The following is a 22858-nucleotide window of genomic DNA, read 5'->3' on the forward strand; positions in this document are numbered from 1 at the left end:
GGAACGGCGACCTTCTGAGACCGGTGTTCCAGAAGCCCGCGACAACCGAATTGCCCTCAAACCAGCATCGACTGTTGGGCGGAGATACCCGCCGTCGCGCCGTGCGATATTGCCAGGGTGACCGAGGCCATAAGGGGGTTTGCCAGGTCGCCCGCGGCGTAGATGCCGGGCACGCTGGTTTCGCGGCGCTCGTCGACCTTCAGGGCGACGCCCTGGGGCGTATCCACAGTGGCGAGGCCCAGCGACTCATGCAGGCGTGCAGACGGCTTGTTGCGCGGATGCGCGAACAGAATGTCGACCGCGACAGGAGGGCCGGCGTTGAGCCTGACGTTGGCGTTATGGTTCTCGTCATGGTCGATTTCGGTGATCCGGCCATTGACGACAGAGATGCCACGTCGCGCCAGGTCGGCCTGGATGTCGGGTGGAAGGTCATGCCCATTGGCGAAGACCGTCAACGTGTCGGTCCAATCGTGGAACAGCCTGACCTGATTCATCGATTGCGGGCCGGACCAGACGAGGCCCCAATGCTGGCCGGCGACTTCAAAGCCGTCGCAATAGGGGCAAGGCACGATGGAGGTGCCCCAGTTTTCGGCATAGCCCGGAACATCAGGCATCTGGTCAACGACGCCATAGCTCAGGATCAGGCGGCGCGCCCTGAGGCTTTCGCCATCGCCAGTGAGGACGCAGAAATCGTCGATGGCGCCGGAGATGCTCTCGGCACGGGCAGTGACCAACCTGACCGTGGGATAGCGCGCCAGCTGCCGCCGCGCCTCGGCCAGGATCTCCAGCGGTGGCTTGTGATCGTGGCCGAGCAGGCCATGGGAGTGGCCGGCGAAGCGGTTGCGTGGGAGGCCGGTATCGAGAACGGTGACCTGGCGCCGGGCACGACCGAGCTGCAGGGCAGCAGCAAGACCGGCAAAGCTGCCGCCGATGATGATGACGTCATTCATGGTGATGGGCTCCGCGTTGTGGATGAAGGGAGATCGGCTTGCATTTTTAAGATACTTTGAAGTACCCTAATTCAAGAATTAGAATACTGTCAAGTACTGGAATATTTATGACCGAACACAACCAGGGTCGGCGCGGCCGGCCCGCCAACGAGGCGCTTGGCCAAACGATAGTCGACGCCGCGTGCGAGCTTTTTGTGGAATTGGGTTTTCAAGCGACGACAATGGACAAGGTCGCCCAGCGGGCGAAGATATCCAAGCTCAGCATCTATCGGCACTTTGAGAACAAGGAGGCGCTGTACAGCGCGGCCATCGCGGCCCACTGCCATCAGTTTGCACCACAGGCCCTTATTGAAGGCGTCGACGGTTCGGCGGCAGATCAGCTCATGGCGGTGGGAACATTCCTGCTTCGCACGTTGTTGAGCCCGGATGTGCGCAGTGTCGAAGCCATGATCATGGTCGACAAGACGAATCAAAAGTCGTTAAGCAAGCTCCATTACGAAGCCGGCCCCGCCTATGTCGTCGCCCAGATCGAGGCCCTGCTGCGTCAGTTGCACGGAAAGGCGGTGCTGAACGTGCCCGATCCTCTGGGGTCCGCCCGCTTGTTTGCCGCGCTTTTCAAAGGCTCCGATCTCCTGATGATCGCCCGCTTCGATGAGGCGAGAGCAGAGGATGAAATCGAATCCTATTGCCGATCGGCCGTCACCCTGTTCATCGCCGCGCATGGTGGCAACGACCGCGCTGGCGAATAAGCATTTCATTGCTCCAGGCAGCTTGGCCTGAGCCGCCGTCCGGGCCTTTCGTCATATTGGCCCGGTGCGCGCGGCCGAGCTTGCACAGGTTCACGCGTTTTTCGCCGCCAGGTTGGCGAGCGGTGGTCGGCCTTAGGACGGCCAGCCCCTCAAAACACGAAACTATGCCCTAACTCCACCTCCATCCACCCCAAGAACCGCCTGACCCTGGGAAAACTGGAGTGAGCCTTCGGGAACACCAAATGATGGGCGGCAACCGCAGCGCTCAACGCTTCGGGGGCGACTTCAACCAGCGAACCGTTGGCCAGGTATTTTTGCGCCAGCAGCGTGCTTTCAAGGGCGAACCCCAGGCCGTGGCTCGCGGCTTCCAGACTCATGTAGGAGCGGTCGAAACTCAAGGCGTAGGGCTTTTCGGGACGCGCCAGGCCATGCTGGGCGAACCACTCAGGCCACCTGAGCAAGGTTGCTTCGGAAAGGATCAGCTCTTGTGCCAGGAGATCTGCGGCGTTTTTTACCGCGCAGCGCGCGATCAGCTTGGGCGAGGCCAGCACCGCGAAACTTTCGTTGCGTACGGTGCGCACTTCATAGCTGGGCCAATTAGGCCGGCCGTGACGAATATCCACATCGATCTTGTCCTGGCTGAAATGCAGCGACTCATAGGAACACGACAAATTGATCTGGATGTCCGGATTGCTCGCGCGAAACGACTCCAACCGCGGCATCAGCCAGAGCAAGCCAAAGCTGGGGGCCGAATGCAGCCGCAGGCAATCCAGGCTGACGTCACTCGCGGCGCGCTCGGTGGCGACCTCAAGGCTCTGCAACAGACCGGAAATATCCTTCAAGTACTGCTCACCCACTGGCGTCAGGGTCACCCCACGCGCTGCCCGCACAAACAACTGTCGACCAATCATCACCTCCAGCTTGGCCAGTTGATGGCTGATCGCTGACGGTGTGAGGTCGAGCACTTCGGCGGCCCTTGCCAGGTTGCCAAAACGGGCTGTCTGCTCGAAGGCCTGAATGGCTCTCAGCGGTGGCAGATTGGAGGTGGGGATATCGTCCTGGCGCATCGGTAGTCAGCCTATTGTTTTTGGGTCGCGGGCGGATCGTGCCATTCAAGCATTTGCGGTTCGCATTGACGAGTGCTGAATTTTATTCATGTAGCAGTGAGGTTTGCGTTATTGCTCGGCCCGTCGACGGGGACCACTCTGAGCCATCGATCGCTGAATCGAACCATAAAAACAATCAGAGGTATCCCTCATGCTTCTTCAAGGCAAAGTCGCGATTATTACTGGCGCCGCATCCGCACGCGGCATCGGCCGCGCAACCGCGCTCACTTTCGCCCAACACGGCGCCCGCGTTGTCATCCTGGATCTCGACGAGTCCGCCGCCCGTGACGCCGCCGCCACCCTCGGCGAAGGCCACCTGGGCCTGGCTGCCAACGTGGCCGATGAGCAACAAGTCCAGGCAGCGATCGCCAAGGTGCTGGAGCACTACGGCCGTATCGACATACTCGTCAACAATGCCGGCATCACCCAGCCCATCAAGACCCTGGACATTCGCCCGAGCGATTACGACAAGGTCCTGGATGTCAGCCTGCGCGGCACGCTGTTGATGTCCCAGGCGGTGATTCCGGTGATGCGCACTCAGGCTTCGGGCAGCATCGTCTGCATGTCATCCGTATCGGCCCAGCGCGGCGGCGGCATTTTTGGCGGCCCGCACTACAGCGCCGCCAAGGCCGGCGTGCTCGGACTGGGCAAGGCCATGGCCCGCGAATTTGGCGCGGACAACATTCGCGTCAACGCCATTGCGCCAGGCCTGATCCATACCGACATCACCGGGGGCCTGATGCAGGATGAGCGCCGCCACGCAATCATCGAAAGCATCCCCCTGGGTCGGCTTGGTGCCGCGCAGGATGTTGCCAATGCGGCACTGTTTCTCGCCAGCGACTTGTCGTCCTACCTCACCGGCATCACCCTGGATGTCAACGGCGGCATGTTGATCCACTGACCACAGGTGCCAGCACCCGCTGTCCATTAAGTTCTGGATCGAAGATACGTCGGGCCTCAAGCCCGGCGTTCTATAAAAACAAGAGATCAGACCCTCATGATGACCACCATGACGCTCGACACTGTGTCCACAGTGCGCGCAAGCGCGTATCGCAAAACTGCCTGGCGATTGATGCCTTTCCTGATGCTGTGCTACCTGTGCGCCTACCTGGACCGGGTAAACGTCGGGTTTGCAAAGCTGCAGATGATGAATGACCTGTCCCTGAGCGAAACCGTATACGGGCTCGGCGCGGGCATGTTCTTTCTTGGCTATTTCCTCTGCGAAGTGCCGAGCAACCTCATCCTCCACAAAGTCGGTGCCCGGCGCTGGATCGCGCGGATCATGATTTCGTGGGGCATTATCTCCGCCCTCTTCGCCTTCGTGGAAACGGCCTGGCAGTTCTATGCGCTGCGCTTCCTGCTCGGTATCGCCGAAGCCGGGCTCGCACCGGGCCTGCTGCTCTACCTCACCTACTGGTTTCCCTCCTACCGCCGCGCCAAAATGACCGTGCTGTGGTTCATCGCCATCCCGCTCTCCGGCATGATCGGCGGGCCGCTCTCAGGCTACATCATGACCCAGTTCGCCGGCGTGCATGGCTGGGCGGGCTGGCAGTGGATGTTCGTGCTCGAAGCCATTCCGACCGTCATCGTTGGCCTGATGGTGCTGGCTTACCTCAAGGACGGCGTACACCAGGCCACCTGGCTCACCGATGAAGAAAAAGCGCTGGTCAGCAAAGAACTCGCCGAGGACAACAGTCGCAAAGTCACCCATGCATCGGTCGGCGCCTTCCTGCGCGACCGCCGCCTGTGGATTCTCGCCTGCATCTACTTTTGCGTGGTGATGGGCCAGTACGCGATCACCTTCTGGCTGCCGACCCTTATCCGTAATGCCGGTGTTGCCGACCCGATGCACATCGGCTTGCTCACCAGCCTCCCCTACCTGTGCGCCATTGTCGCGATGGTGCTGATGGGGCGCAGCGGCGACAAGCACCAGGAGCGCCGCTGGCATCTGGTGGTGCCGATGCTTGCCGGTGCGCTGGGCCTCACGTTGGCGGCGGTGTTCGGCACCCACCTGATGCTGTCGGTGTTGTGCCTGTGCCTTGCAGCAGCAGGCGTGCTGTCGGCGTCGTCACTGTTCTGGATGCTGCCGACCACCTTGCTCGGTGGCGTCTCCGCCGCTGCCGGGATCGCTGGAATCAACAGCTTTGCCAATCTGGCGGGTTTCTGCTCGCCCTACCTGATTGGTTGGATCACCACCACGACCGGTTCTAGCGCCATCGGCATGTACCTGATTACCGGTGTGCTGTGCATCGGTGCCTGCCTGGTGCTGCGCATTCCTGCCGCTTCGGTCAATCGTTGAGTTAACGGAGAATTTCCATGACTGCCACTTTATCTCGCGCGTCCTCCACCACGCTGGTGCAGCGCGCCCATAACATTCGTCGCCATGCCTTGCGCATGGGCCAAGTCCAGGGCCAGGGCTATGTCGGCCAGGCGCTGGGCGCGGCAGACTTGCTGGCCGTGTCGTACTTTCACGCCTTGAACTACAAGCCCGAAGACCCGGAATGGGAACAGCGTGATCGCTTTTACCTTTCCATCGGCCACTACGCGATCGCCCTGTATGCGGCGCTGATTGAAGCGCAAATCATCCCACTGGATGAACTTGAAACCTACGGTTCGGATGACAGCCGCCTGCCCATGTCCGGCATGGCCGCCTACACCCCCGGCATGGAGATCACCGGCGGCTCCCTGGGCCAGGGGCTGGGCATCGCAGTGGGTGCCTGCCTGGGCTTGAAGCGCAAACAGTCCGCCTCATTCGTCTACAACCTGCTGTCGGACGGCGAGCTGAATGAGGGATCCACCTGGGAAGCGGTCATGTCCGCTTCGCACTGGAAGCTCGACAACCTGATCGCCATTGTCGATGTGAATAACCAGCAAGCCGACGGACACTCCAGCGAAGTGCTGGCATTTGAACCCATCGTTGACCGCTGGCAAGCCTTTGGCTGGTTCACCCAGCGGGTAGACGGTAACGACCTGGATGCCTTGGTCAAGGCGTTCGACGCGGCCCGCAGCCACCCCGGCGCACAACCGCGCGTCATCATTTGCGATACCAAAATGGGCAAAGGCGTGCCGTTCCTGGAAACCCGCGAAAAGACTCACTTCATCCGCGTCGACGAGCATGAATGGGATGTGGCCCTGAACAACCTGGAAGAAGGCAAAACCGTATGAGCAACGCACACAAGACTGACGTTCAGGCACCCGCAGCGGCGAAGAAAAAGCTGACCACCTCGGCGATGATTGCCTCGATTGCCGCTGAAGGCCAGGCCACAAAACCAGCGCCATTCGGTCACGCACTGGCCGCACTCGCGGACCAGCGCCAGGACATCGTGGGTTTATCGGCTGACTTGTCCAAATACACCGACCTGCACATTTTTGCCAAGGCGCATCCGGAGCGTTTCTACCAGATGGGCATGGCCGAGCAACTGTTGATGAGCGCGGCAGCCGGCATGGCTCGGGAGGGGTTCGTGCCCTTCGCTACCACTTACGCGGTGTTTGCTTCGCGCCGGGCCTATGACTTCATCTGCATGGCGATTGCCGAGGAAAACCTCAACGTCAAAATCGTCTGCGGCCTGCCGGGCCTGACCACCGGGTACGGCCCCAGCCACCAGGCAACCGATGATCTGGCGATCTTCCGCGCCATGCCCAACCTGATGATCGTCGACCCCTGCGATGCCCTGGAAATCGAACAAGCCGTGCCCGCCATTGCTGCGCACCAAGGGCCGGTCTACATGCGGTTACTGCGCGGCAACGTACCGCTGGTGCTCGACGAATATGGCTACACATTCGAGATCGGCAAGGCCAAGACCCTGCGTACGGGCAATGAGGTTTTAATCATTTCCACCGGTTTGATGACCATGCGCGCCCTGGAAGCCGCCAAGGAACTACAGGCAGATGGCGTGGATGTCGCGGTGCTTCACGTGCCCACTATCAAGCCTTTGGATGAGCAGACCATTCTGGCTGAAGCCAGAAAGCCGGGACGACTGGTAGTGACGGCCGAAAACCACTCCATCATTGGCGGATTGGGCGAAGCGGTGGCAACCGTGCTGTTGCGCAATGGCGTTACCCCGACGTTCCGGCAAATAGCGTTGCCGGACGCGTTTCTCGATGCGGGAGCGCTTCCGACGTTGCACGATCGCTACGGTATTTCTACCCAGGCTGTGTGTGCGCAGATCAAGGGTTGGCTATAGGGTTTGAACCTGCAAGGGACTGAGTGAGTCCCTTGGCAGTCATTACGTCCCCCCTTCCAAGAAGTCGCTGAAACCCACATAGAACCTGCCTACAGGTGAGACCATTTACGTATTTGCGAGTCCCCATCCAATCTGGTCACCAGAACAGCATCCTCAATGCCAGCGCGACCACGACTAGATTGAAAATTGCCTCCATCCACCGGTCGCCCTTCTTTAGGGCAAACTTCGCGCCGGCATTTGCACCCAATAGCGTGCCAATAATCAGGCAACATCCGTACTGCCAGTCAATGATGCCGCTGACGCCGAAAATCAGTAATGAACCCACGGAGAGGACCAGCCCACCGACTTTGCGGGTACCCACCGATTCGCTGATGCTTTTTCTGAAAAAGATAATGAATAAATACGTCGAGAGTTTGGCTTGCCCACCAAATAACCCGCCGATCATTCCTACGGGGATAAAGAGGATATAGCCAAACAGACGTCTGATCGCTGAGGGAGGTGTTTCGCCGCTACGAGGTTTTTTTATAAGGGACAGTGCGACGAGCAGCAATGTCAGCCCGCCAATTACCTTGTGCAGCAGCGCGGGATCTATTTGAAGAAGCAGGCTCGCGCCTGCCAGAGCCCCAACCAGCCCCAGTACTGCAGCTGGAAAGGCCAGCGCATAATCGACCTTTCCCTGGTTATGGAAGTGCCGCAGTCCGGCAACCATGGTGCCTACCGAGGCCAGGCGCGCAGTGGCGATCGACGACTGAGGTGCAATCCCCAGCCAGATCATCACCGGAACGGTCAAAAACACACTGCCACCGGTGTTGGTCCCGACGAATCCCGTTATTATTCCGAGGAAAATCAGACCGACGCCTGTCAACCACTCATGACCCATCATGTTGAGGTGCTCGCATAAGATTCATGGCACGGCTTACTCACTCAAGTAAACCGGGTCTATCCAGTGATAGCAGTTTCTATTTCGGGAGCCGGCGGTCACATGAAGCTTTGCGGTATGTACGAAGCTGAACTCGCCGATAATCGGGCGGCGTAGCGAACTTTCAGGCCCAGTGATTTTGCATACAGTACACCTCGGCTAATGAGATCTTGTATCTGTGCTTTTGATTTTCTAATTCGATATTTATGTGACGTTTCATTGATACCAGAAAATATGCCTACCCAGTTTGCTCCTGTCGCCGTAACCGCATCAATACCATCTTGATGCGCGCGGGAAGAAGGTAACTTCCTGTTGGTGAGCGTTGATACTGGAAATTAAATGAAATGTACTTGAAGGGTTGCAGCAATATCAAGCATCGCAAATCAGGGCTCCTCAGCCACCAACATGAATAAAACTTCATGGTTTCGCATATTGACTTTCTTAAAGTTACTGACTGCCTGTTCTCGCCCATTGAATCAAAAGAAATTTTATTTATGACACTTTTTCGCACAAGGCAGCTTAGCGCCTGACCTTTTAACCCTCTTATGACTTCCAACAGCTTTGCACTCGGCAAGCTATATATATTTAATCTAACAGAGGACCTGAGATAGATGGCACTGATTAAAAGCCGTCCAGTTGCAGCTTTTCGGGTGCTTGCTTGCTGGAGGGGGTCGGGGGAGGACGTCCCCCCCAGCGACTCGCCGTGCACCTTGGGCAATCGCCGAGAACGGGCGGACAAAGGTCGCGAAACCCACAGGCCGCAGATAGCGCGATAGACGCCTGCGAAACCCGCTAGAAAAACTTAAACCGTAGAATGAGTGATCGGAATGTACTTTTGCGCAGAATTGAGTCATTTAGGGACCTACCTGACTCAGCCCTCAGCACTTTAAAGTACGCCAATCATTCATCTATCGGCGTCTGTATGAATCTCTGGTTTCGACTTCTCCTCATGCTGCTTCGTCAACCTTGGCGCAAACCGGCAAAAGCGCTGGAATCAACCGTCATCCGAATGCGCGTCTGGCCACTGGACCTCGACTTCAATCGACATGTCACCAACGGCCGATATTTCACCCTGGCCGATGTCGGACGCATGGATTTCGTTTTGCGCAGTGGCGCCTATCGAGTAGCTATTAGAGCAAAGGCGCTGCCCATCGTCGGAGACACTTGGGGTAAATTTCGTCGTGAACTTAGACTGTTTGAAGCGTTTGAAATCCATACAAGGATGCTTGGCTGGGACGACAAGTGGAGCTTCATGGAGCATCGATTTGTGAGTAAAGGCAGAGTGATCGGCGTTGTCGTAATGCGAGGTCTATTTCGTTCAGCGAAAGGTATTGTTCCGCCAAGCGAGTTTGTTCGAGAACTGGGACTGCCCGAACGGTCGCCAGAGATGCCGAAATGGCTGGTCTCGTGGTCGCAGAGCTGCGATGCCATGAGCCGCCAACTCAGGGATGAAGAAAGCACCAATGATTGACTTGACGTGCAGTCAGCCCATGACCAGCGCGCTATTGGGACCGTTGATTGCTCCGCCGTTGGTGTGTGCGGCGTAACTTCGCCAGCCCGTGTAATTCGTCAATAACGGGCTGTATGTACTTTTCTCCGTGCAGGTGCTGGAATACCTCGAAGTGGTCCTATCGCCAAGCGCACTTGCTTCTTTATTTCCTCTATGGCCAGGCACGCCTCATGCACGAAGCGTTCGTCGAATACGCCATGCAACTCAAGCTCAATCCCACTTTTGTCATGGTGTATTTGCACATGGCAGTATCGACCACCATATTGGCCGCCGCTGCAAAATAACATCAAATTAAAACCATGACCGAGGAGCTTACGTAATTGATCCTGAAGACTGTCTTGGTGCAAGCCAGATATTTCCAGCTGCCGAGACACACATGGGCCATTGGCGAATTGCTTACTCAACATAACCACCTCCACTTTTATCGGTTACGCAGTGCCAGCACTACTGCGCACTATCACGAACAAGCTTACGACGTACCCAGCCTGAAAAATGTCAGAAGTCGGTAAGGTTATGGTAAATACCACGAGCGCTTCGAGTTACTTCCCACTCTGTTATTTACCCACCTTAACCATAAATTAACGCTACCAAACAGAGCGACCTATTAAGCTTGGCTGATGAGCCTCTCCTGACCCGGCCACTCATGAGGTGATGGCGACCCCTCGAGCCTGCCGGCCCAGTCGAAAACGGCGTACTACCGATATATCATTCTGGAGTGTTTCACTAATGCCTGACGACAACGCTCATTCGGCAAAACATGCCTCGTTCAGTATCGGCCTGGTTAATTATAAAACGCTGCACATGACACGCCTTTGCTTAGGATTGCTACGCGACTACGCTATATACCATCAAGTTCCGGTCTGGATAGTGGATAACGGTTCCGCCGATGAAAGCATCCACTACTTGCGGACACTTGATTGGATCAACTTGGTAGAAAGGATCCCCCACCCTCGAGAAGCTGGATATATCGCGCATGGTAAAGCCCTTGATCTGATTTTGGGATATGTTGAAACTCCGTACTTATTCCTGCTTCATACGGACACATTTGTATTTGATACCGATGTATTCAGTATGATGATGAGCCAAAGCACTGCAACGCCGCGTACAGTGGCAGTCGGTTGTACAGAACAGATCAATCGCGGTTTTTTAAGAAGTGCCTGGCGGTTCGGCACTCGACTGATGAAGTACCACTACCGAACACTCATGCGTTACGTGGGGCTACCCTCTAAAAACCCCAAGCCTTTCAGAGAAACCCACTTGAAAAGTTTTTGCACCTTATGGAACTGCGATGTAATTAAACAACATAACTTGCGCTTCATGATGGATAACCGGGTACCGGGATACGCGCTACAAGACAAGATGGTCAAGCTGGGTTATGCGATCAGCTTTCTGTCAGCACGAAGATTGTTCAGTTATCTGGACCATATTCAAGCCGGCACTGTCGCCGCTAACGGCGGCTATGACACGGACCATCGTCGAAGAAAAACGTATCACGATACCCTGCTGCGCTTTCAAAAAGAGGCGTCAAATGATGCGAAAACGACCAGTATGGAAAAATGATGGTTGCTGATAAGACCGGCCCGCGAGATTCGAACTGAGTGGGAGCGCACAGCTGACTTGAAAATCGAACCTGATGGAACTTTATCCACGGCCCAGCCCATAGGGCGCTTGTTCGATGCTCATCGCTTACTCTGCGGCGCGTCAAGAGGGATCTCGAGGATGAAGGTTGCGCCCTGCCCTTCCCCGTCGCTGTGCACGGTCAAGCGGCCACCCATTTCCTGCGCGGCGAGCGCGCAGCTGTGCAGGCCGAAACCGTGACCGTCTTTGCGAGTCGTGAAGCCATGGGAAAAGATACGCGTCAGGTGTTCTGGCGTAATCCCGTTGCCATTGTCGGCCACCGTGATACGCAAGACTGCCTCGTCAGCGATGAGGGAGGCGCTGAACGTGATGCAAGGGCTGCGATCGACCACGCCGTCTAACGCCTGCCTGGCGTTTCTGATCAGGTTTACCAGAATCAGCAGCACCCGGTGCCGGTCCAGCGACAGCAGGGGCAAGTCGGCAATGTCCTTGACCACCGTCACCTCCTGATTCATCCGTGAGCCGGCACTCATGCGCCAGGCATCATCGATTAATTCCGAGACCGGTATTGTTTCGACGACACTGACGGCAACGGCATAGGACTGCTGGGCAGCGACAATGGTCTTGATGTGGTCAATGCCTTTGGTGAGTTGCTCGAGCTCTTCGATGATGCCCTGCTGTTCTGCCGCCACCGCCTGTGCCAGCTTGAGCAGGTAGTCGGGCAGCATCTTTCCCCGCTGGTCCTGGGTGAGGAAATCGCTCAGCTCATGGATGTGTTCGTTCATCATCTGCGCCACCTTGCCCAGGCTCTGGGCCTTGGAGGTGCGCATCTGGCTGCTGACCAACTCGGCCGAAACGTTCACGCTGTTGAGGACGTTGCCGACATTGTGCAGCACCGTCGTGGCGATCTCGGCCATGCCCGCCTGACGGGATTTCGCATTCAGTTCGGATTGCACCTGGCTCATGCGTAGCGCCGCGCGTACGCGAGCCTTGAGCTCCAATGGCGAGAAAGGTTTGGCGATATAGTCATCGGCGCCACTCTCCAGCCCGGAGATGCAAGCCTCGCTGCCGCCGCGGGCGGTCAACAGGATGACGGGCACATGGGCGAAACCGGCGCTCGCCTTGATTCTGGCGGTCAGGCCAAAGCCGTCAAGCTCCGGCATCATCACATCCGAGAGAACGACATTGATCGGTTGACGCTGCAGCATGGCCCAGGCCTGCTCTCCATCAGCGGCGGTGACGACGCTGTAGTCGTCGCGCAAAAGCTCGCTGAGGTAGCCAAGCATTTCCGGGCTGTCATCGACCACCAGGACCCTGGACTGCGAGGTGCGTTCCGGGTGCTGCTCGTTGTCTGCATCGCCCATGGACGCCTGGTCGTTGCTACTGCCACGGCGGCCGTCATCGAACAGCAAGTGGCGCTGCTCGGTTGTGATCATTGCGGTGGGTGACGATCCCTCATGCAGATGACCGGCTTCGGTCGGTACCGTGTTTTGCTCGGTTCCCCGAGGAAATCGAACAAGGAAGCACGACCCCTTTCCAGGCTCACTGTTGACGCTGACTTCGCCTCCCATCAGTTCGACCAGATCCTTGACCAGGGCCAGGCCGATGCCTGTACCGCTGTAATGCCGCGTGGCGGAATTGTCGATCTGGGAAAAACGCTGGAACAGCAGGGGTAATTTGTCAGGCGCGATGCCAATGCCCGAGTCTTGCACCGCGAGTTCAAATCGCTCGTCATCAAGCGCAGTGACTGCCAGATGCACCGTACCGCCAGCAGGGGTGAACTTGATGGCATTACTCACCAGGTTGAGCAGAATCTTCTCGAAGTGTCGGGGGTCCAGGAACACGGTGCCGAGGGCAGGATCGATGCTGCAGGTCAACGTGCAGCCTTTGCCCTTGGCCACCATGGCGGCGTCCTCGGCCAGTACGCCCACAGCCTTGTTCAAATCAACGGGCGCCGGACACAGCTCAAACTTGCCTGCTTCGGCCTTGGAGAAGTCAAGGATATCGTTCACGCGGTTCATCAGGCGCAGTGCGTTGCGTTGTGCGCGCTCGATTTGCACGCGCCAGTCCGCCGGCGGCGTGATCGCCACCGAGAGCTGCTCCAACGGGGCGAGAATAAGGGTCAAAGGGGTGCGCAGTTCGTGGCTGACCGTGGCGACGAAATCACTCTTTGCCTGGTTGGCCGTCTCGGCCTGGTTGCGCGCCTGAATAAGTGCAACCGCCTGCGCCTCCAGCACCTCGGTCTGTCGGTGCAGCGTGTCGGTCCGTTCGGCGACCATTCTCTCCAGAGAGGCCTGCACCTGCTGTCTTTCGGCTTCGGCCTCGGCCTCCAGCACCCGGATGCGCAAGGCATTCTCCTGGAACACCCGAACGGCGCGAGTCATGATCCCAATCTCATCGCCGCGTCCAGCACTGGCGATTTCGGCGCTCAAGTCGCCGGCTGCCAGCCGGCGCATGACCGAAGCCAGGGCGACGATGGGCTGCGCGACAAACCGCGAGGTGCTCCAGGCGATGGCTCCGGCCAGCAGGATGGCGACGGCGCCAGCGACTATCGTCGCAAGCATGCCGCGATCCTTATGGACCAAGGCGTCTGAACGCGCTTCGCCAGCGAAGCGCGCAACCAACAGGCCAGCGCTGCGTGCCTCGATGCGAACCTGGTCGCGCGCGTCGCCCAAGGCGTTGCTCGCCTGATGGAACCCGGCAAATGCCGCCCGGTAGCCAGCAATCTGATCGCTGACCGTCAGGGGCGTAGCGTTGACCTGCTGCCCCACAGACGAAGGCAGAACCCGGGCGAGACGGGAGAGTTCATCGAGGATGACGCCTACAGAGCTGGCGACCTCGGCCGACGGCGCCAGGCGAAACGACAAGGTCTGCGCTTCCAGGGTGGCAACACGTTCGGCGAAACGCTTGGACAACGCGGCGGCGTTTTGCAGCAAACCGATGGCGGCCTGAATGTCACTGGCGTCATGGGCAATGTGCTCGTCCACTTCAGCCAACATGACTTCAAGGCGCTCTGCCACACCTCCAACAGCCCCCAGATGCCGCAAAGCCTCGCCGCCCCGGAGCCTGGGAGCCTCGCCAAGCTGCTCGAGCGCAAGGCTGGCTGCTGCCACCGCCGTCGCCAACTGTTCCAGGGTCTCCACCTGTTGCGGCGCCCCCATCAACTCACGCAATTGCTCGACCACAGGCGGCAGCGCCGCACAGGCGTTGCGCGCCGCAATGGCGGCGGCACCATCACCGCTCACCAGCACCTGGGCCACATTGGCGGTAATGATGCGTTCGCCGTTGCGCAGGATATCCAGGATGCGATGGGCGCTCTGGGCGTTGCTCACCCGCGCCTGGTGGTCGGCGGCGCGGGAGTCCAGGCCCTTCAGCCCATCGGCGATACCCTGTTCAACGAGGGCCGTCGCCTCTCGCATCCGGGCGTAATGGGCGGTCATATTCTCGGTTTCGCCATCCATGGTCAGGGTCGCCGCCCGCAAGGACGCGATCGCCGCAGCGAGCCTCTCCAGGCTACCCTTGAGCGATTGCGCCTCTGCCGCCGGGATGGCGTTGAGGCCGTTGATAGCGGTCGCGACCAAGCCTTCGGCCTGGGACACGCTGTCCTGGTCGCGGGTGGCAATGAAGTTTTCCACCCGCCCGGTGGCCCCGTTGACCGAGGCCAGAATTTCCGCGGAATGGCTGGCGGAATCCACCGCACGTACCATGCCTCGCAGGCCGTAGAGGTTCACGAGCGATACCGCCAGCATCAGCAACACCAGTGCGGCAACCGCCAGGCCGATCCTGACGGCAATAGGCCTGGCCGTGGCTGATTTGAATGTCAACATGGGGCCTCGCCTCCTAGCCCGCCGCTACTGTTTCGTCACCTCCGGCAAAGGCGCCGGCGGCGCCGTATGGTTGATGGCTGCATCGATCATCGCCGCAACGGAAGCCTGGCCGTAGAACGGATTGGCGGCACCGCCCACCGGCATAGTGGCAAGCCAGGCGTCCAGGTCTTTGGCATCAATACGTACCAGCGGCACCTCGACGAACTTCGGCACTTGCTTGCCCGCCAATATCTGCTGGGCCACCCAGAACCCCATCTGGGAGACGCTCGGGGAGGCAGAGATAGAAACTGTCTCGTAGCCATTGGCATCGCGTTCCTGTTTCCACAGGGCAAGTTCGTCCTGACGGTTCCCCATCACAATGATCGGCAAAGGGCGACCCGCCGCCTTGAACGCCATGGCCGCACCATATCCGTCGCCACCCTGGGTAGCCACGGCATCAATGGCGGGCAGCGACGGCAGCGCCAGCGTCACCTCCCTGCGGGCGACAGAAGCCGTCCAGTTCCCGTATACGGTCTTGACGAATTTCAGGCCCGGATAGTCGCTGGCGGCCTTGCGAATGCCATCACTGATGTTTTTATCCGTGGCATCGCCAGCGATGCCACGGATCTCCAGCAACGTCCCGTTGCCCTTCAGGCGCTCGGCGATGTAGTCCATTTCCACACGGCCCATGGCGGACCAGTTGTAATCCACGGTATAGACACAGGGCTCGGTGACCAGGCTGGCCATGACGACCACCACGATGCCGGCGTTGCAGGCATCGCGGATCACCCCGTTGAGGGCCGTGTCGGAGGCAGCGAGGATCACGATGGCATCGACGCCCTTGACGATCATGTCCTGGATATGGGCTGCCTGTTCCGAAGCCGAGTTATTGGCGCTGACGACGGGAGCCTCACGGATCAAGCCCTCCTTTTGCGCCTGGAGCGCAATTTCCTGCCAGTTGCGCACCATCACCTTGCGAAAATCGCTGCCTGCGTAGGAATTGCTGAAGGCAATGCTGTAGCTCGCCGTAGGGCCGCTGGCGATGCCGTCGGCGGCAGCGTGGGCCGGATTGGCGGCAACCATCGCCAGCCCCGCCACGCAGCCGGCGAAGCGCCTCAAGATCGTGTGGATCGACTGGGTGTTCATGCTGTTCTCCATCGTGCTTGGCATTTACCAACAGTCATCCACCCGCACCGGCTTACAGCCTGGATCGACGGCGTGTTCTGGTTGGAGCAATTGGCCCCCAAATTGGAGATTTTCGAACAGGTGAGGTGTGGGGCAGGCATTGAACGTTTCCCTGTATGCCGCGTGCGGGTTGTTGCGTGAGCCGTTGAAAACGCCTGAAGCCCGCCCACCGGCTGTCTTGCCGATATAAGGCTGCTGGCCAACGTCAATGATTTTGCCCGGGTCGGTGCCCTTGACGGCCGAACATTGAGCCCCGTAGATGGCTCGCATTGGCAATGAGCATAGTATCAAAGTGCCCGCTTTGCTCACGGTCTGTGAACGGATGCGCCGTTCTGAGCCATAGTTTTATGTTTGACTGCCGCCCCACTCAACCTTGCCTGCTGTTCTACGCTTGTTGCTCGACCCACTTATCGGAGACCCGACATGAACCCACACACCACCGCCCTGGTCCTGATCGAATACCAGAACGATTTCACCACCCAAGGCGGCGTGTTCCATGACGCCGTCAAAGACGTCATGCACACGTCCAATATGCTCGCGAACACCGCCACCACGGTTGAACAGGCGCGCACGCTCGGGGTGAAGATCATCCACCTGCCGATCCAGTTCGCCGAGGGCTATCCGGAACTGACCACCCGCGACTACGGGATTCTCAAGGGCGTTGCCGATGGCAGCGCCTTTCGCACCGGCAGTTGGGGCGCCGACATCAGCGAGGCGATTACCCGGGAAGCCGGCGACATTCTCGTGGAGGGCAAGCGCGGGCTGGACGGTTTCGCCACCACGGGCCTGGACCTGGTGCTGCGCAACAACGGCATCCAGACCCTGGTGGTGGCGGGCTTCCTGACCAATTGCTGTGTCGAAGGCACGGTACGATCAGGTTATGAGAAGGGCTATAACGTGGTGACCCTGATCGATTGCACCGCGACCTTCACCGAGGAGCAACAACAGGCTGCCGAACGCTTCACGCTGCCGATGTTTTCCAGGACGTTGCAACACACCGAGTTTCTCGACGGGCTGAACGCCCGCTAGCCATCGCCCAGAAGGCGGCTTTACAGCCGCCTTCGGATTCCCAGCCACCTGCGACACCCTGGCCGGGTTCGTTGATCTGAAACACCTCAGTTGTCAGGGTGTTCGCTCGCCACTGAATCGGCAGCGTCCACATCAGACATATCCTCCTCAAGGGGGGCATCGTCGTCCGGCGGCAGCGGGATCTTATCCTCATCACGCCTCGTGTCGTGCCCTGTCTCGTTGTCCGTGCCGCGCGTTACAGCCTGCTGTGAAATGTTGCCCGGGGCATTCTCATTGATTTCCATGCTGGCTCTCCGTTCTTGGGCTCGGGATATCCGTGCTTAAGGTTGAGAAACGCCATGCCCCCCAGAGTGCCGGGCAACAGACGAATGGACGCGCCCAGGCTGGCACAAGGTGACACTGCCGGCCGGCAGACTGGGAAAAGCCCTCCCGCAAATGCTCAAATCGCTGCCCGCAATTCACGGGGTGACAGGCCATAGTGTGAGCGAAAGCGCACGGCAAAACGTGAGGCCGAGGCGTAGCCGCAGGCGCCGGCAATTTCGCCGATCGGGCGAGACGTTGTCTGCAGCCGTTGTAATGCTGTCGACAGTCGAACGCCCTCCAGAATGTTCCTGAAACTATTCCCCTCGTTCGCCAGTTGGCGACGCAAGGTCGACTCCCCCAGGTTCATGTGCTGTGCGACGCTCGCAACCGTCCAGTCTCGCTCCGGGTTGGCCATTACCAGGTGCTGCACCCGCTCGCACAAGGGATCGTTGCGCCCCATCAGCAAAGGTCCGACCTGGCCGCCAAGGCATAGGCTCAGCAGCACCGCTTCCCCATAATGTGTGCAGAGCGCCTGCGGGGCGTTTGCATGGATGGCGACCAGCAACTGCTCCCATGCCTGGGTGGTGTGCCTGTCCAGGGGAACGCACAGATCGCTCTTCAGTGCACCGCGACCACTCTTGATCTGCTGGCTATATCGGCTGCTGAAGTGACGCAATGTCGAGACGGGAAAGGTCACCGCATCGGCGATGTAGTGACCCTGAGGGCCGGGGAAGTTTGAGATACCCAGCTCGCGCCCGGCCGGCATCAGAATCAGATGCCGAGGCCCTGCGCGCATTTCACGGTCATCCCATTGCAACAGTTTTTCCCCCTGCCGCACTCGACACAAGGTGGTCACGAACACCGGCACCCTGGGCAAGGTAAGGGCATGTCGCGCCCGAATGACACAGGCATCGATAATATTTTCCCGGTGCTGTATGCCGTCACAAGGGCGCATGGTTCTTAACGTCCGTAAGTGGAAGTAATGGTCGCTTTGGCCAGGACGTTGGCGTTGAGCATGTAACCGACCAAGGCTCCGCTGGCCTGGTTGTCGAGCGGTAGCTTATCGACTTTCAAGGCCCACACGGTGAATTGATAGCGATGGGGTTTATCGCCGACAGGAGGGCAAGCGCCACCGAACCCCGGCTGGCCATAATCGGTTCGCCCTTGCACGGCACCCGCAGGCAGATTCGCCCCCACGCCGCTTGGCAAACTATGGGTGGAGGCTGGCAGGTTGACCACCGTCCAATGCCACCAACCGCTGCCGGTGGGGGCATCGGGATCGTAAACGGTGATCGCGTAACTTTTGGTCCCTGCGGGGGCGTTTTTCCACGAAAGCTCAGGAGACGTGTTGCCACCGTCGCAACCGAAGCCCTGGAACACTTCGCGACGGGTCAGCGGGCGGTTGTCAGCAATATCCCGGCTAGTCAGTGAGAAATCCGCAGCGTAGCCACTGAGTGTGACGGCCATGGAGAGTGCAGGCAGGATTGATCTGATGTTCATTGCGGCTCCAGCTGAGTCTTGAAGTGAAGCTCGAGTCTAGGTTGAACAAAACCGGGAGACTGTGCCGAAATGCTCGATAACAGTGCCGAAATGCTCGATTGTCCGGACGAACGATGGCTCTCCACGTGCCCGACGGCCTTCAGATGCTCAAGAGCTCGCTGACGGGCAGTCGATGAGTGGTCTTCATCTCGCGCAGGGAGAGGTTCGAGCGAATACTTGAAACCCCAGGGAGCTTCCTCAGCACTGTTTCGACAAAGCGGCTATAGCTGTCCAGGTCCCGTGCAACCACCTCAAGTAGAAAGTCCGCCTCCCCCGTTGTGTTATGGCAACTCAATACCTGCGGGGCCGCCTGGATAATCTTTTCAAACGTTGCCGTGGCTTCTTCGCTGTGATCCGTGCAGGAGATCTGGACAAACGCCTTCAGGCCCAGCCCGAGTTTCTTTCGATTGAGAATGGCCTGGTATCCCTCGATAACCCCGCATTCTTCCAGCCGTCTTTGCTTGCGCCAACAGGACGCTTCGCTGAGGGACAACTGCTCGGCCAGTTTGACATTCGACAGCTTGCCATCGCGCTGCAAACGTTCCGATATTGCAATGTCCGCTTTATCGAGCTGCTCAATCATGAAATAACCCATCAAATTCAGGCTTAAAAATGAAGGTTAATTTCAATCTTTGCGTTCGGTCAATGGCAACTTGAAGGGTAATTTCAAGGCGCTCATTCATAATGGCAATGCCTGAATCGCCCCTCCAAGCCTAGGTAATTTGAATGAAAGCAGTCGTCTACGAAGCCTTTTCCAAACCGCCGCGCCTGATGAACGTGGCCGATCCATCCCCGGAACGCCATGGCGTGGTGATCCAGGTGCTTGGCACCGGAGTGTGCCGCAGCGACTGGCATGGCTGGAAAGGTCATGACCCCGACATTGAACTGCCCCATGTACCGGGTCATGAGCTGGCCGGCATCGTGGCCGAGGTGGGCAACGACGTCACGCGGTGGAAGGTCGGTGACCGGGTGACCGTGCCGTTCGTGGGTGGCTGTGGTGCCTGTGCGCAGTGCAACAGCGGCAATCAGCAGGTGTGCCACACGCAGTTCCAGCCGGGCTTCACTCATTGGGGGTCGTTTGCCGAGTACGTCGGCATCCACCAGGCCGATCTGAACCTGGTCGCGCTGCCTGAGAGCATGGACTTCGCTACCGCCGCAAGCCTGGGTTGTCGCTTCGCCACCTCATTCCGTGCAGTCGTCGACCAAGGCAATGTCAGCGCCGGTCAGTGGGTCGCGGTACATGGCTGCGGAGGTGTAGGCCTGTCTGCGGTGATGATCGCCCAGGCCATTGGCGCGAACGTGATCGCCATCGACATTTCCCAGGAAAAACTCGACCTGGCACGGGCGCTCGGCGCTGTCGCCACCATCAATGCCCAGTGCGTCGCGGACGTCACCGAAGCCGTGCTGGAAATCACCCAGGGCGGTGCCCACGTCTCGCTGGACGCGTTGGGCCACCCAACCACCTGTTTCAACTCCATCAACAACCTGCGCCGTCGCGGCAAGCACGTCCAGGTCGGGCTGATGCTCGCTGATCACGCCACGCCGGCCATCCCCATGGGCAAGGTTATCGCCCATGAACTTGAGATCTACGGTAGCCACGGCATGCAGGCGCATCGCTATGGCGCCATGATCGAGATGATCACCTCAGGCAAGCTGGCGCCTGAAAAACTCGTGGGTAAAACCATCAGCCTGGAACAGTCCATCGACGCGCTGACGAACATGGACCGGTTCGAGACGGCAGGGGTAACCGTCATAACCGAGTTTTGACCCATGACGCCACCCTGAGCCGCATTGAGCCGCATTGAGCAATAGTTTAGAAATCTCTGAACTATCTATTTGCACTTCCCTATTCTTTCCGCCAAGCGCCTCTCCCTACTATTGGCGGCAACAAAGGAGCCTTTCCACAGAGATGCGGCCCGAAGATTGCCTTTTCTGATTGTCACTGCCGTTTTTTGTGCGTTTCGGTCCGCGCCGAAACGCCGCTGTGTCAATCATGCGAAGGCACCTTTGGAGCAGATCGATGAAGTTGGAAGTATTCCGAACGTTATGGGGCTACACCGCGAGCAAGGCACAAGCGCTCGAAGAGTTGCTTGAAGCCGGGTTCGATGGCATGGAAGCCCGCCTGCCCATGACCGCCAGCGAACGCGCCGAGTTCGCAGCCTTTCTACGCGCCAACCACGTCAGCTATATCAGTACTGTCTTCAGCGCCTACGATGTGCTGCCGGAACAATCGGCGAGCGTCGACGAACACCTGCTGGACCTCGATAAAAAACTCGCTTGGGCGGCTGAGTTGTCACCGCGCTTCATCAACCTGCTGGCTGGCAACGACCGCTGGCCACTGGCACAGCAAGTCGACTTCTTTGGCCGCGCGATGGACGTCGCGCGCAAGCACGGCCAGGTGTGCGCCTTTGAAACCCATCGTGCGCGCTCGTTGTTCAACCCCTGGGTCACCCTCGAGCTGATTCGTCAACTGCCGGACCTGCGCTTCACCAGCGACATCAGTCATTGGGTCGTCACCTGCGAGCGCCTGCTCAACGATCCGGAAGATGACCTCAGCGCTTTCGTCGAGCGCGTTCATCACATTCAAGCCCGGGTTGGTTATGACCAGGGGCCCCAGGTTCCCCACCCCGCCGCCCCCGAGTACGCCCACGCGCTGGCCTTCCATCAGCAGCATTGGGAGGCCATCTGGCGATCCCAGGAAAGTCGCGGCTATCAGGTCAGCACGCTGACGCCGGAGTTCGGTGCCGACGGCTACCTGCATCACCTGCCCTTCACCAATGTGCCGGTGGCCGACCTGTGGTCGCTGAACGTATGGATGGCAAATACCGAGCGCGAGCATTTCCGGCGTTTCAGCGGTGCCTCAACCCGATAAGGAGCGTTACTTCATGCCTGACCAAACGCCAAAGGCCGCCAACTTCAATCGCATTCCGCTGGTGGACATCGCCGGGCTGTACAGCGACGACATCGCACAGCGCCAGGCAGTGGCCGAAGAACTCGGTAACGCCGCCCGCACAGTGGGTTTTCTGTACATCAAGAACCACGGCATCGAGTCGTCGCTGATCGACGGCGTGCGTCACGCGGCGAAGGACCTGTTTGCGCAATCCCTTGCGTACAAGATGCAGCATTACATCGGCACCTCCCGCAGCCACAAGGGGTTTGTGCCTGAAGGCGAAGAGGTCTATGCCAAAGGCAAACCGGACCACAAGGAGGCGTTCGATATCGGTTTTGAAGTGGGCGAAGACGACCCGCTGGTCAGGGCCGGAACCCCCTTGATCGGGGCCAATGAATGGCCGGACCTGCCGGGTTTCCGTCCCGCCGTCGAAGCGTACTACGCTGCGGTGTTTGCGCTGGGGCGTCGCCTGTTCAAGGGCTTCGCGCTCGCATTGGGCCTTGAAGAGGACTATTTCGAGGCAATGGTTACCCGCCCACCGTCGAAACTGCGCCTGATTCACTACCCCTTTGACCTGGCCGCCCAAGACGCACCCGGCATTGGTGCGCATACCGACTACGAGTGCTTCACCATTTTGCTTGCCGACAAGCCAGGCCTCGAGGTGATGAACGATCAGGGCCAATGGATTGATGCGCCGCCCGTGGACGGGGCCTTTGTGGTCAACATCGGCGACATGCTGGAGGTCATGACCGCGGGTACGTTCGTCGCTACGGCTCACCGAGTGCGAACCGTCAGCGAAGAGCGCTACGCCTTCCCACTCTTCTACGCGTGCGACTTCCATACGCAGATCAAGCCACTGCCACAGTTTCTTGAAGGCGCTAAGGATTACGAGGAAATCACCATCGGTGAGCACATGTTCGGCCAAGCGTTGCAGACCTATCAGTACCTGCGCCGCAAAGTCGAACGGGGCGAACTCAAGCTGTACGAGAAAGCGCGCAAGCCATCGAGTTTCGGTCACTTGAAGAGCCAGGCGCAGGACGCGTCCTGATGCAACCCTCAGCCTGGTCACATCGCCCTGTTTAACCACCCGCCCAGCCCTACTTTACCGAC

General features: G+C 58.9%; 21 protein-coding genes and 2 pseudogenes. 11 read left to right on the top strand and 12 right to left on the bottom strand.

Annotation, left to right across the window (positions count from 1 at the left end; all coding sequences use genetic code 11):
* Positions 1-56 precede the first annotated feature (56 nt).
* A complete protein-coding gene (locus tag BB029_RS27540) occupies positions 57-950 on the bottom strand; it encodes an NAD(P)/FAD-dependent oxidoreductase (RefSeq protein WP_065941611.1) in 894 nt (297 codons plus the stop codon).
* A gap of 107 nt (positions 951-1057) precedes the next feature.
* On the opposite strand from BB029_RS27540, the gene BB029_RS27545 reads away from it, so the two are divergent.
* Positions 1058-1699 (top strand): TetR/AcrR family transcriptional regulator, encoded by a 642-nt coding sequence (locus tag BB029_RS27545; RefSeq protein ID WP_065941612.1) that lies wholly within the window; start codon positions 1058-1060, stop codon positions 1697-1699.
* Positions 1700-1848: 149 nt separating this feature from the next.
* Here BB029_RS27545 and BB029_RS27550 read toward each other — a convergent pair whose 3' ends face one another.
* Positions 1849-2766 (bottom strand): LysR substrate-binding domain-containing protein, encoded by a 918-nt coding sequence (locus BB029_RS27550; protein ID WP_065941613.1) that lies wholly within the window; start codon positions 2764-2766, stop codon positions 1849-1851.
* Positions 2767-2956: 190 nt separating this feature from the next.
* Between BB029_RS27550 and BB029_RS27555 the strand changes: the two genes are divergently transcribed.
* The 4 genes from BB029_RS27555 to BB029_RS27570 all read left to right on the top strand — a co-directional run bounded on the left by BB029_RS27555 (position 2957) and on the right by BB029_RS27570 (position 6989).
* Positions 2957-3706: an SDR family NAD(P)-dependent oxidoreductase gene (locus BB029_RS27555; RefSeq protein WP_065941614.1), complete on the top strand. Its 750-nt coding sequence runs from the start codon at positions 2957-2959 to the stop codon at positions 3704-3706.
* A gap of 96 nt (positions 3707-3802) precedes the next feature.
* The gene (locus BB029_RS27560; RefSeq protein WP_065941615.1) at positions 3803-5104 is read left to right on the top strand and encodes an MFS transporter; all 1302 of its coding nucleotides are present in this window, start codon (positions 3803-3805) and stop codon (positions 5102-5104) included.
* A 17-nt stretch (positions 5105-5121) separates the two neighbouring features.
* A complete protein-coding gene (locus BB029_RS27565; RefSeq protein WP_027605721.1) occupies positions 5122-5970 on the top strand; it encodes a transketolase in 849 nt (282 codons plus the stop codon).
* Positions 5967-6989 (top strand): transketolase family protein, encoded by a 1023-nt coding sequence (locus tag BB029_RS27570; protein ID WP_027605720.1) that lies wholly within the window; start codon positions 5967-5969, stop codon positions 6987-6989. The genes BB029_RS27565 and BB029_RS27570 overlap by 4 nt, the downstream gene beginning before the upstream one ends.
* 136 nt (positions 6990-7125) lie before the next feature.
* Here the strand turns inward: BB029_RS27570 and BB029_RS27575 are convergent, their stop codons facing one another.
* Positions 7126-7872: a sulfite exporter TauE/SafE family protein gene (locus BB029_RS27575; protein ID WP_065941616.1), complete on the bottom strand. Its 747-nt coding sequence runs from the start codon at positions 7870-7872 to the stop codon at positions 7126-7128.
* Positions 7873-8830: 958 nt separating this feature from the next.
* On the opposite strand from BB029_RS27575, the gene BB029_RS32580 reads away from it, so the two are divergent.
* Positions 8831-9379, top strand: coding sequence for a thioesterase family protein (locus tag BB029_RS32580; RefSeq protein WP_083236500.1), 549 nt, complete (start codon positions 8831-8833; stop codon positions 9377-9379).
* A gap of 98 nt (positions 9380-9477) precedes the next feature.
* Here BB029_RS32580 and BB029_RS33095 read toward each other — a convergent pair whose 3' ends face one another.
* Positions 9478-9825 (bottom strand): hypothetical protein, encoded by a 348-nt coding sequence (locus BB029_RS33095; RefSeq protein ID WP_141696590.1) that lies wholly within the window; start codon positions 9823-9825, stop codon positions 9478-9480.
* Positions 9826-10144: 319 nt separating this feature from the next.
* On the opposite strand from BB029_RS33095, the gene BB029_RS27585 reads away from it, so the two are divergent.
* Positions 10145-10978: a glycosyltransferase family 2 protein gene (locus tag BB029_RS27585; RefSeq protein ID WP_065941618.1), complete on the top strand. Its 834-nt coding sequence runs from the start codon at positions 10145-10147 to the stop codon at positions 10976-10978.
* 119 nt (positions 10979-11097) lie between these two features.
* Here BB029_RS27585 and BB029_RS34395 read toward each other — a convergent pair whose 3' ends face one another.
* From BB029_RS34395 to BB029_RS27595, 4 genes and pseudogenes are all read right to left on the bottom strand, one after another.
* Positions 11098-11961 carry a sensor histidine kinase gene (locus BB029_RS34395; RefSeq protein ID WP_371914641.1) on the bottom strand — a complete coding sequence of 288 codons (864 nt, stop codon included), beginning with the start codon at positions 11959-11961 and terminating at the stop codon, positions 11098-11100.
* Positions 11962-12432: pseudogene (locus tag BB029_RS34400) on the bottom strand (response regulator transcription factor); the annotation flags it as partial. It abuts the gene before it with no gap.
* Positions 12433-12510: 78 nt separating this feature from the next.
* A pseudogene (locus BB029_RS34405) lies at positions 12511-14823 on the bottom strand (sensor histidine kinase); the annotation flags it as partial.
* A gap of 24 nt (positions 14824-14847) precedes the next feature.
* On the bottom strand, positions 14848-15948 hold the full coding sequence (locus BB029_RS27595; protein ID WP_141696591.1) for an ABC transporter substrate-binding protein: 1101 nt from the start codon (positions 15946-15948) through the stop codon (positions 14848-14850).
* A gap of 462 nt (positions 15949-16410) precedes the next feature.
* Between BB029_RS27595 and BB029_RS27600 the strand changes: the two genes are divergently transcribed.
* Complete coding sequence (locus BB029_RS27600) at positions 16411-17016, top strand: cysteine hydrolase (protein ID WP_065941621.1); 606 nt, start codon at positions 16411-16413, stop codon at positions 17014-17016.
* A gap of 86 nt (positions 17017-17102) precedes the next feature.
* Here the strand turns inward: BB029_RS27600 and BB029_RS27605 are convergent, their stop codons facing one another.
* The 4 genes from BB029_RS27605 to BB029_RS27620 form a co-directional block, all read right to left on the bottom strand.
* Positions 17103-17300 (bottom strand): hypothetical protein, encoded by a 198-nt coding sequence (locus BB029_RS27605; RefSeq protein WP_065941622.1) that lies wholly within the window; start codon positions 17298-17300, stop codon positions 17103-17105.
* A 155-nt stretch (positions 17301-17455) separates the two neighbouring features.
* Positions 17456-18274 (bottom strand): helix-turn-helix transcriptional regulator, encoded by an 819-nt coding sequence (locus BB029_RS27610; protein ID WP_065941623.1) that lies wholly within the window; start codon positions 18272-18274, stop codon positions 17456-17458.
* Between the two features lie 5 nt (positions 18275-18279).
* A complete protein-coding gene (locus tag BB029_RS27615; RefSeq protein WP_065941624.1) occupies positions 18280-18819 on the bottom strand; it encodes a kinase inhibitor in 540 nt (179 codons plus the stop codon).
* A gap of 139 nt (positions 18820-18958) precedes the next feature.
* Positions 18959-19441, bottom strand: a complete 483-nt coding sequence (locus tag BB029_RS27620; RefSeq protein ID WP_065941773.1) for an Lrp/AsnC family transcriptional regulator — start codon at positions 19439-19441, stop codon at positions 18959-18961.
* A 143-nt stretch (positions 19442-19584) separates the two neighbouring features.
* Between BB029_RS27620 and BB029_RS27625 the strand changes: the two genes are divergently transcribed.
* From BB029_RS27625 to BB029_RS27635, 3 genes are all read left to right on the top strand, one after another.
* Positions 19585-20625 carry a zinc-dependent alcohol dehydrogenase family protein gene (locus BB029_RS27625; protein ID WP_065941625.1) on the top strand — a complete coding sequence of 347 codons (1041 nt, stop codon included), beginning with the start codon at positions 19585-19587 and terminating at the stop codon, positions 20623-20625.
* A 253-nt stretch (positions 20626-20878) separates the two neighbouring features.
* Positions 20879-21730 (top strand): sugar phosphate isomerase/epimerase, encoded by an 852-nt coding sequence (locus BB029_RS27630; RefSeq protein WP_065941626.1) that lies wholly within the window; start codon positions 20879-20881, stop codon positions 21728-21730.
* A gap of 13 nt (positions 21731-21743) precedes the next feature.
* Entirely contained in the window at positions 21744-22796 is a 1053-nt protein-coding gene (locus BB029_RS27635; protein WP_065941627.1) for an isopenicillin N synthase family oxygenase, read from the top strand.
* Positions 22797-22858: the final 62 nt, after the last annotated feature.

Source organism: Pseudomonas sp. S3E12 (assembly GCF_001702295.1).
GTDB lineage: Bacteria > Pseudomonadota > Gammaproteobacteria > Pseudomonadales > Pseudomonadaceae > Aquipseudomonas > Aquipseudomonas marginalis.

Excerpts from the sequence above, each read along its gene's own strand:
- BB029_RS27540 (WP_065941611.1), bottom strand. The coding sequence starts at position 950 with ATGAATGACGTCATCATCATCGGCGGCAGCTTTGCCGGTCTTGCTGCT.
- BB029_RS27545 (WP_065941612.1), top strand. The coding sequence starts at position 1,058 with ATGACCGAACACAACCAGGGTCGGCGCGGCCGGCCCGCCAACGAGGCG.
- BB029_RS27550 (WP_065941613.1), bottom strand. The coding sequence starts at position 2,766 with ATGCGCCAGGACGATATCCCCACCTCCAATCTGCCACCGCTGAGAGCC.
- BB029_RS27555 (WP_065941614.1), top strand. The coding sequence starts at position 2,957 with ATGCTTCTTCAAGGCAAAGTCGCGATTATTACTGGCGCCGCATCCGCA.
- BB029_RS27560 (WP_065941615.1), top strand. The coding sequence starts at position 3,803 with ATGATGACCACCATGACGCTCGACACTGTGTCCACAGTGCGCGCAAGC.
- BB029_RS27565 (WP_027605721.1), top strand. The coding sequence starts at position 5,122 with ATGACTGCCACTTTATCTCGCGCGTCCTCCACCACGCTGGTGCAGCGC.
- BB029_RS27570 (WP_027605720.1), top strand. The coding sequence starts at position 5,967 with ATGAGCAACGCACACAAGACTGACGTTCAGGCACCCGCAGCGGCGAAG.
- BB029_RS27575 (WP_065941616.1), bottom strand. The coding sequence starts at position 7,872 with ATGATGGGTCATGAGTGGTTGACAGGCGTCGGTCTGATTTTCCTCGGA.
- BB029_RS32580 (WP_083236500.1), top strand. The coding sequence starts at position 8,831 with ATGAATCTCTGGTTTCGACTTCTCCTCATGCTGCTTCGTCAACCTTGG.
- BB029_RS33095 (WP_141696590.1), bottom strand. The coding sequence starts at position 9,825 with ATGTTGAGTAAGCAATTCGCCAATGGCCCATGTGTGTCTCGGCAGCTG.
- BB029_RS27585 (WP_065941618.1), top strand. The coding sequence starts at position 10,145 with ATGCCTGACGACAACGCTCATTCGGCAAAACATGCCTCGTTCAGTATC.
- BB029_RS34395 (WP_371914641.1), bottom strand. The coding sequence starts at position 11,961 with ATGAGCCAGGTGCAATCCGAACTGAATGCGAAATCCCGTCAGGCGGGC.
- BB029_RS27595 (WP_141696591.1), bottom strand. The coding sequence starts at position 15,948 with ATGAACACCCAGTCGATCCACACGATCTTGAGGCGCTTCGCCGGCTGC.
- BB029_RS27600 (WP_065941621.1), top strand. The coding sequence starts at position 16,411 with ATGAACCCACACACCACCGCCCTGGTCCTGATCGAATACCAGAACGAT.
- BB029_RS27605 (WP_065941622.1), bottom strand. The coding sequence starts at position 17,300 with ATGGAAATCAATGAGAATGCCCCGGGCAACATTTCACAGCAGGCTGTA.
- BB029_RS27610 (WP_065941623.1), bottom strand. The coding sequence starts at position 18,274 with ATGCGCCCTTGTGACGGCATACAGCACCGGGAAAATATTATCGATGCC.
- BB029_RS27615 (WP_065941624.1), bottom strand. The coding sequence starts at position 18,819 with ATGAACATCAGATCAATCCTGCCTGCACTCTCCATGGCCGTCACACTC.
- BB029_RS27620 (WP_065941773.1), bottom strand. The coding sequence starts at position 19,441 with ATGATTGAGCAGCTCGATAAAGCGGACATTGCAATATCGGAACGTTTG.
- BB029_RS27625 (WP_065941625.1), top strand. The coding sequence starts at position 19,585 with ATGAAAGCAGTCGTCTACGAAGCCTTTTCCAAACCGCCGCGCCTGATG.
- BB029_RS27630 (WP_065941626.1), top strand. The coding sequence starts at position 20,879 with ATGAAGTTGGAAGTATTCCGAACGTTATGGGGCTACACCGCGAGCAAG.
- BB029_RS27635 (WP_065941627.1), top strand. The coding sequence starts at position 21,744 with ATGCCTGACCAAACGCCAAAGGCCGCCAACTTCAATCGCATTCCGCTG.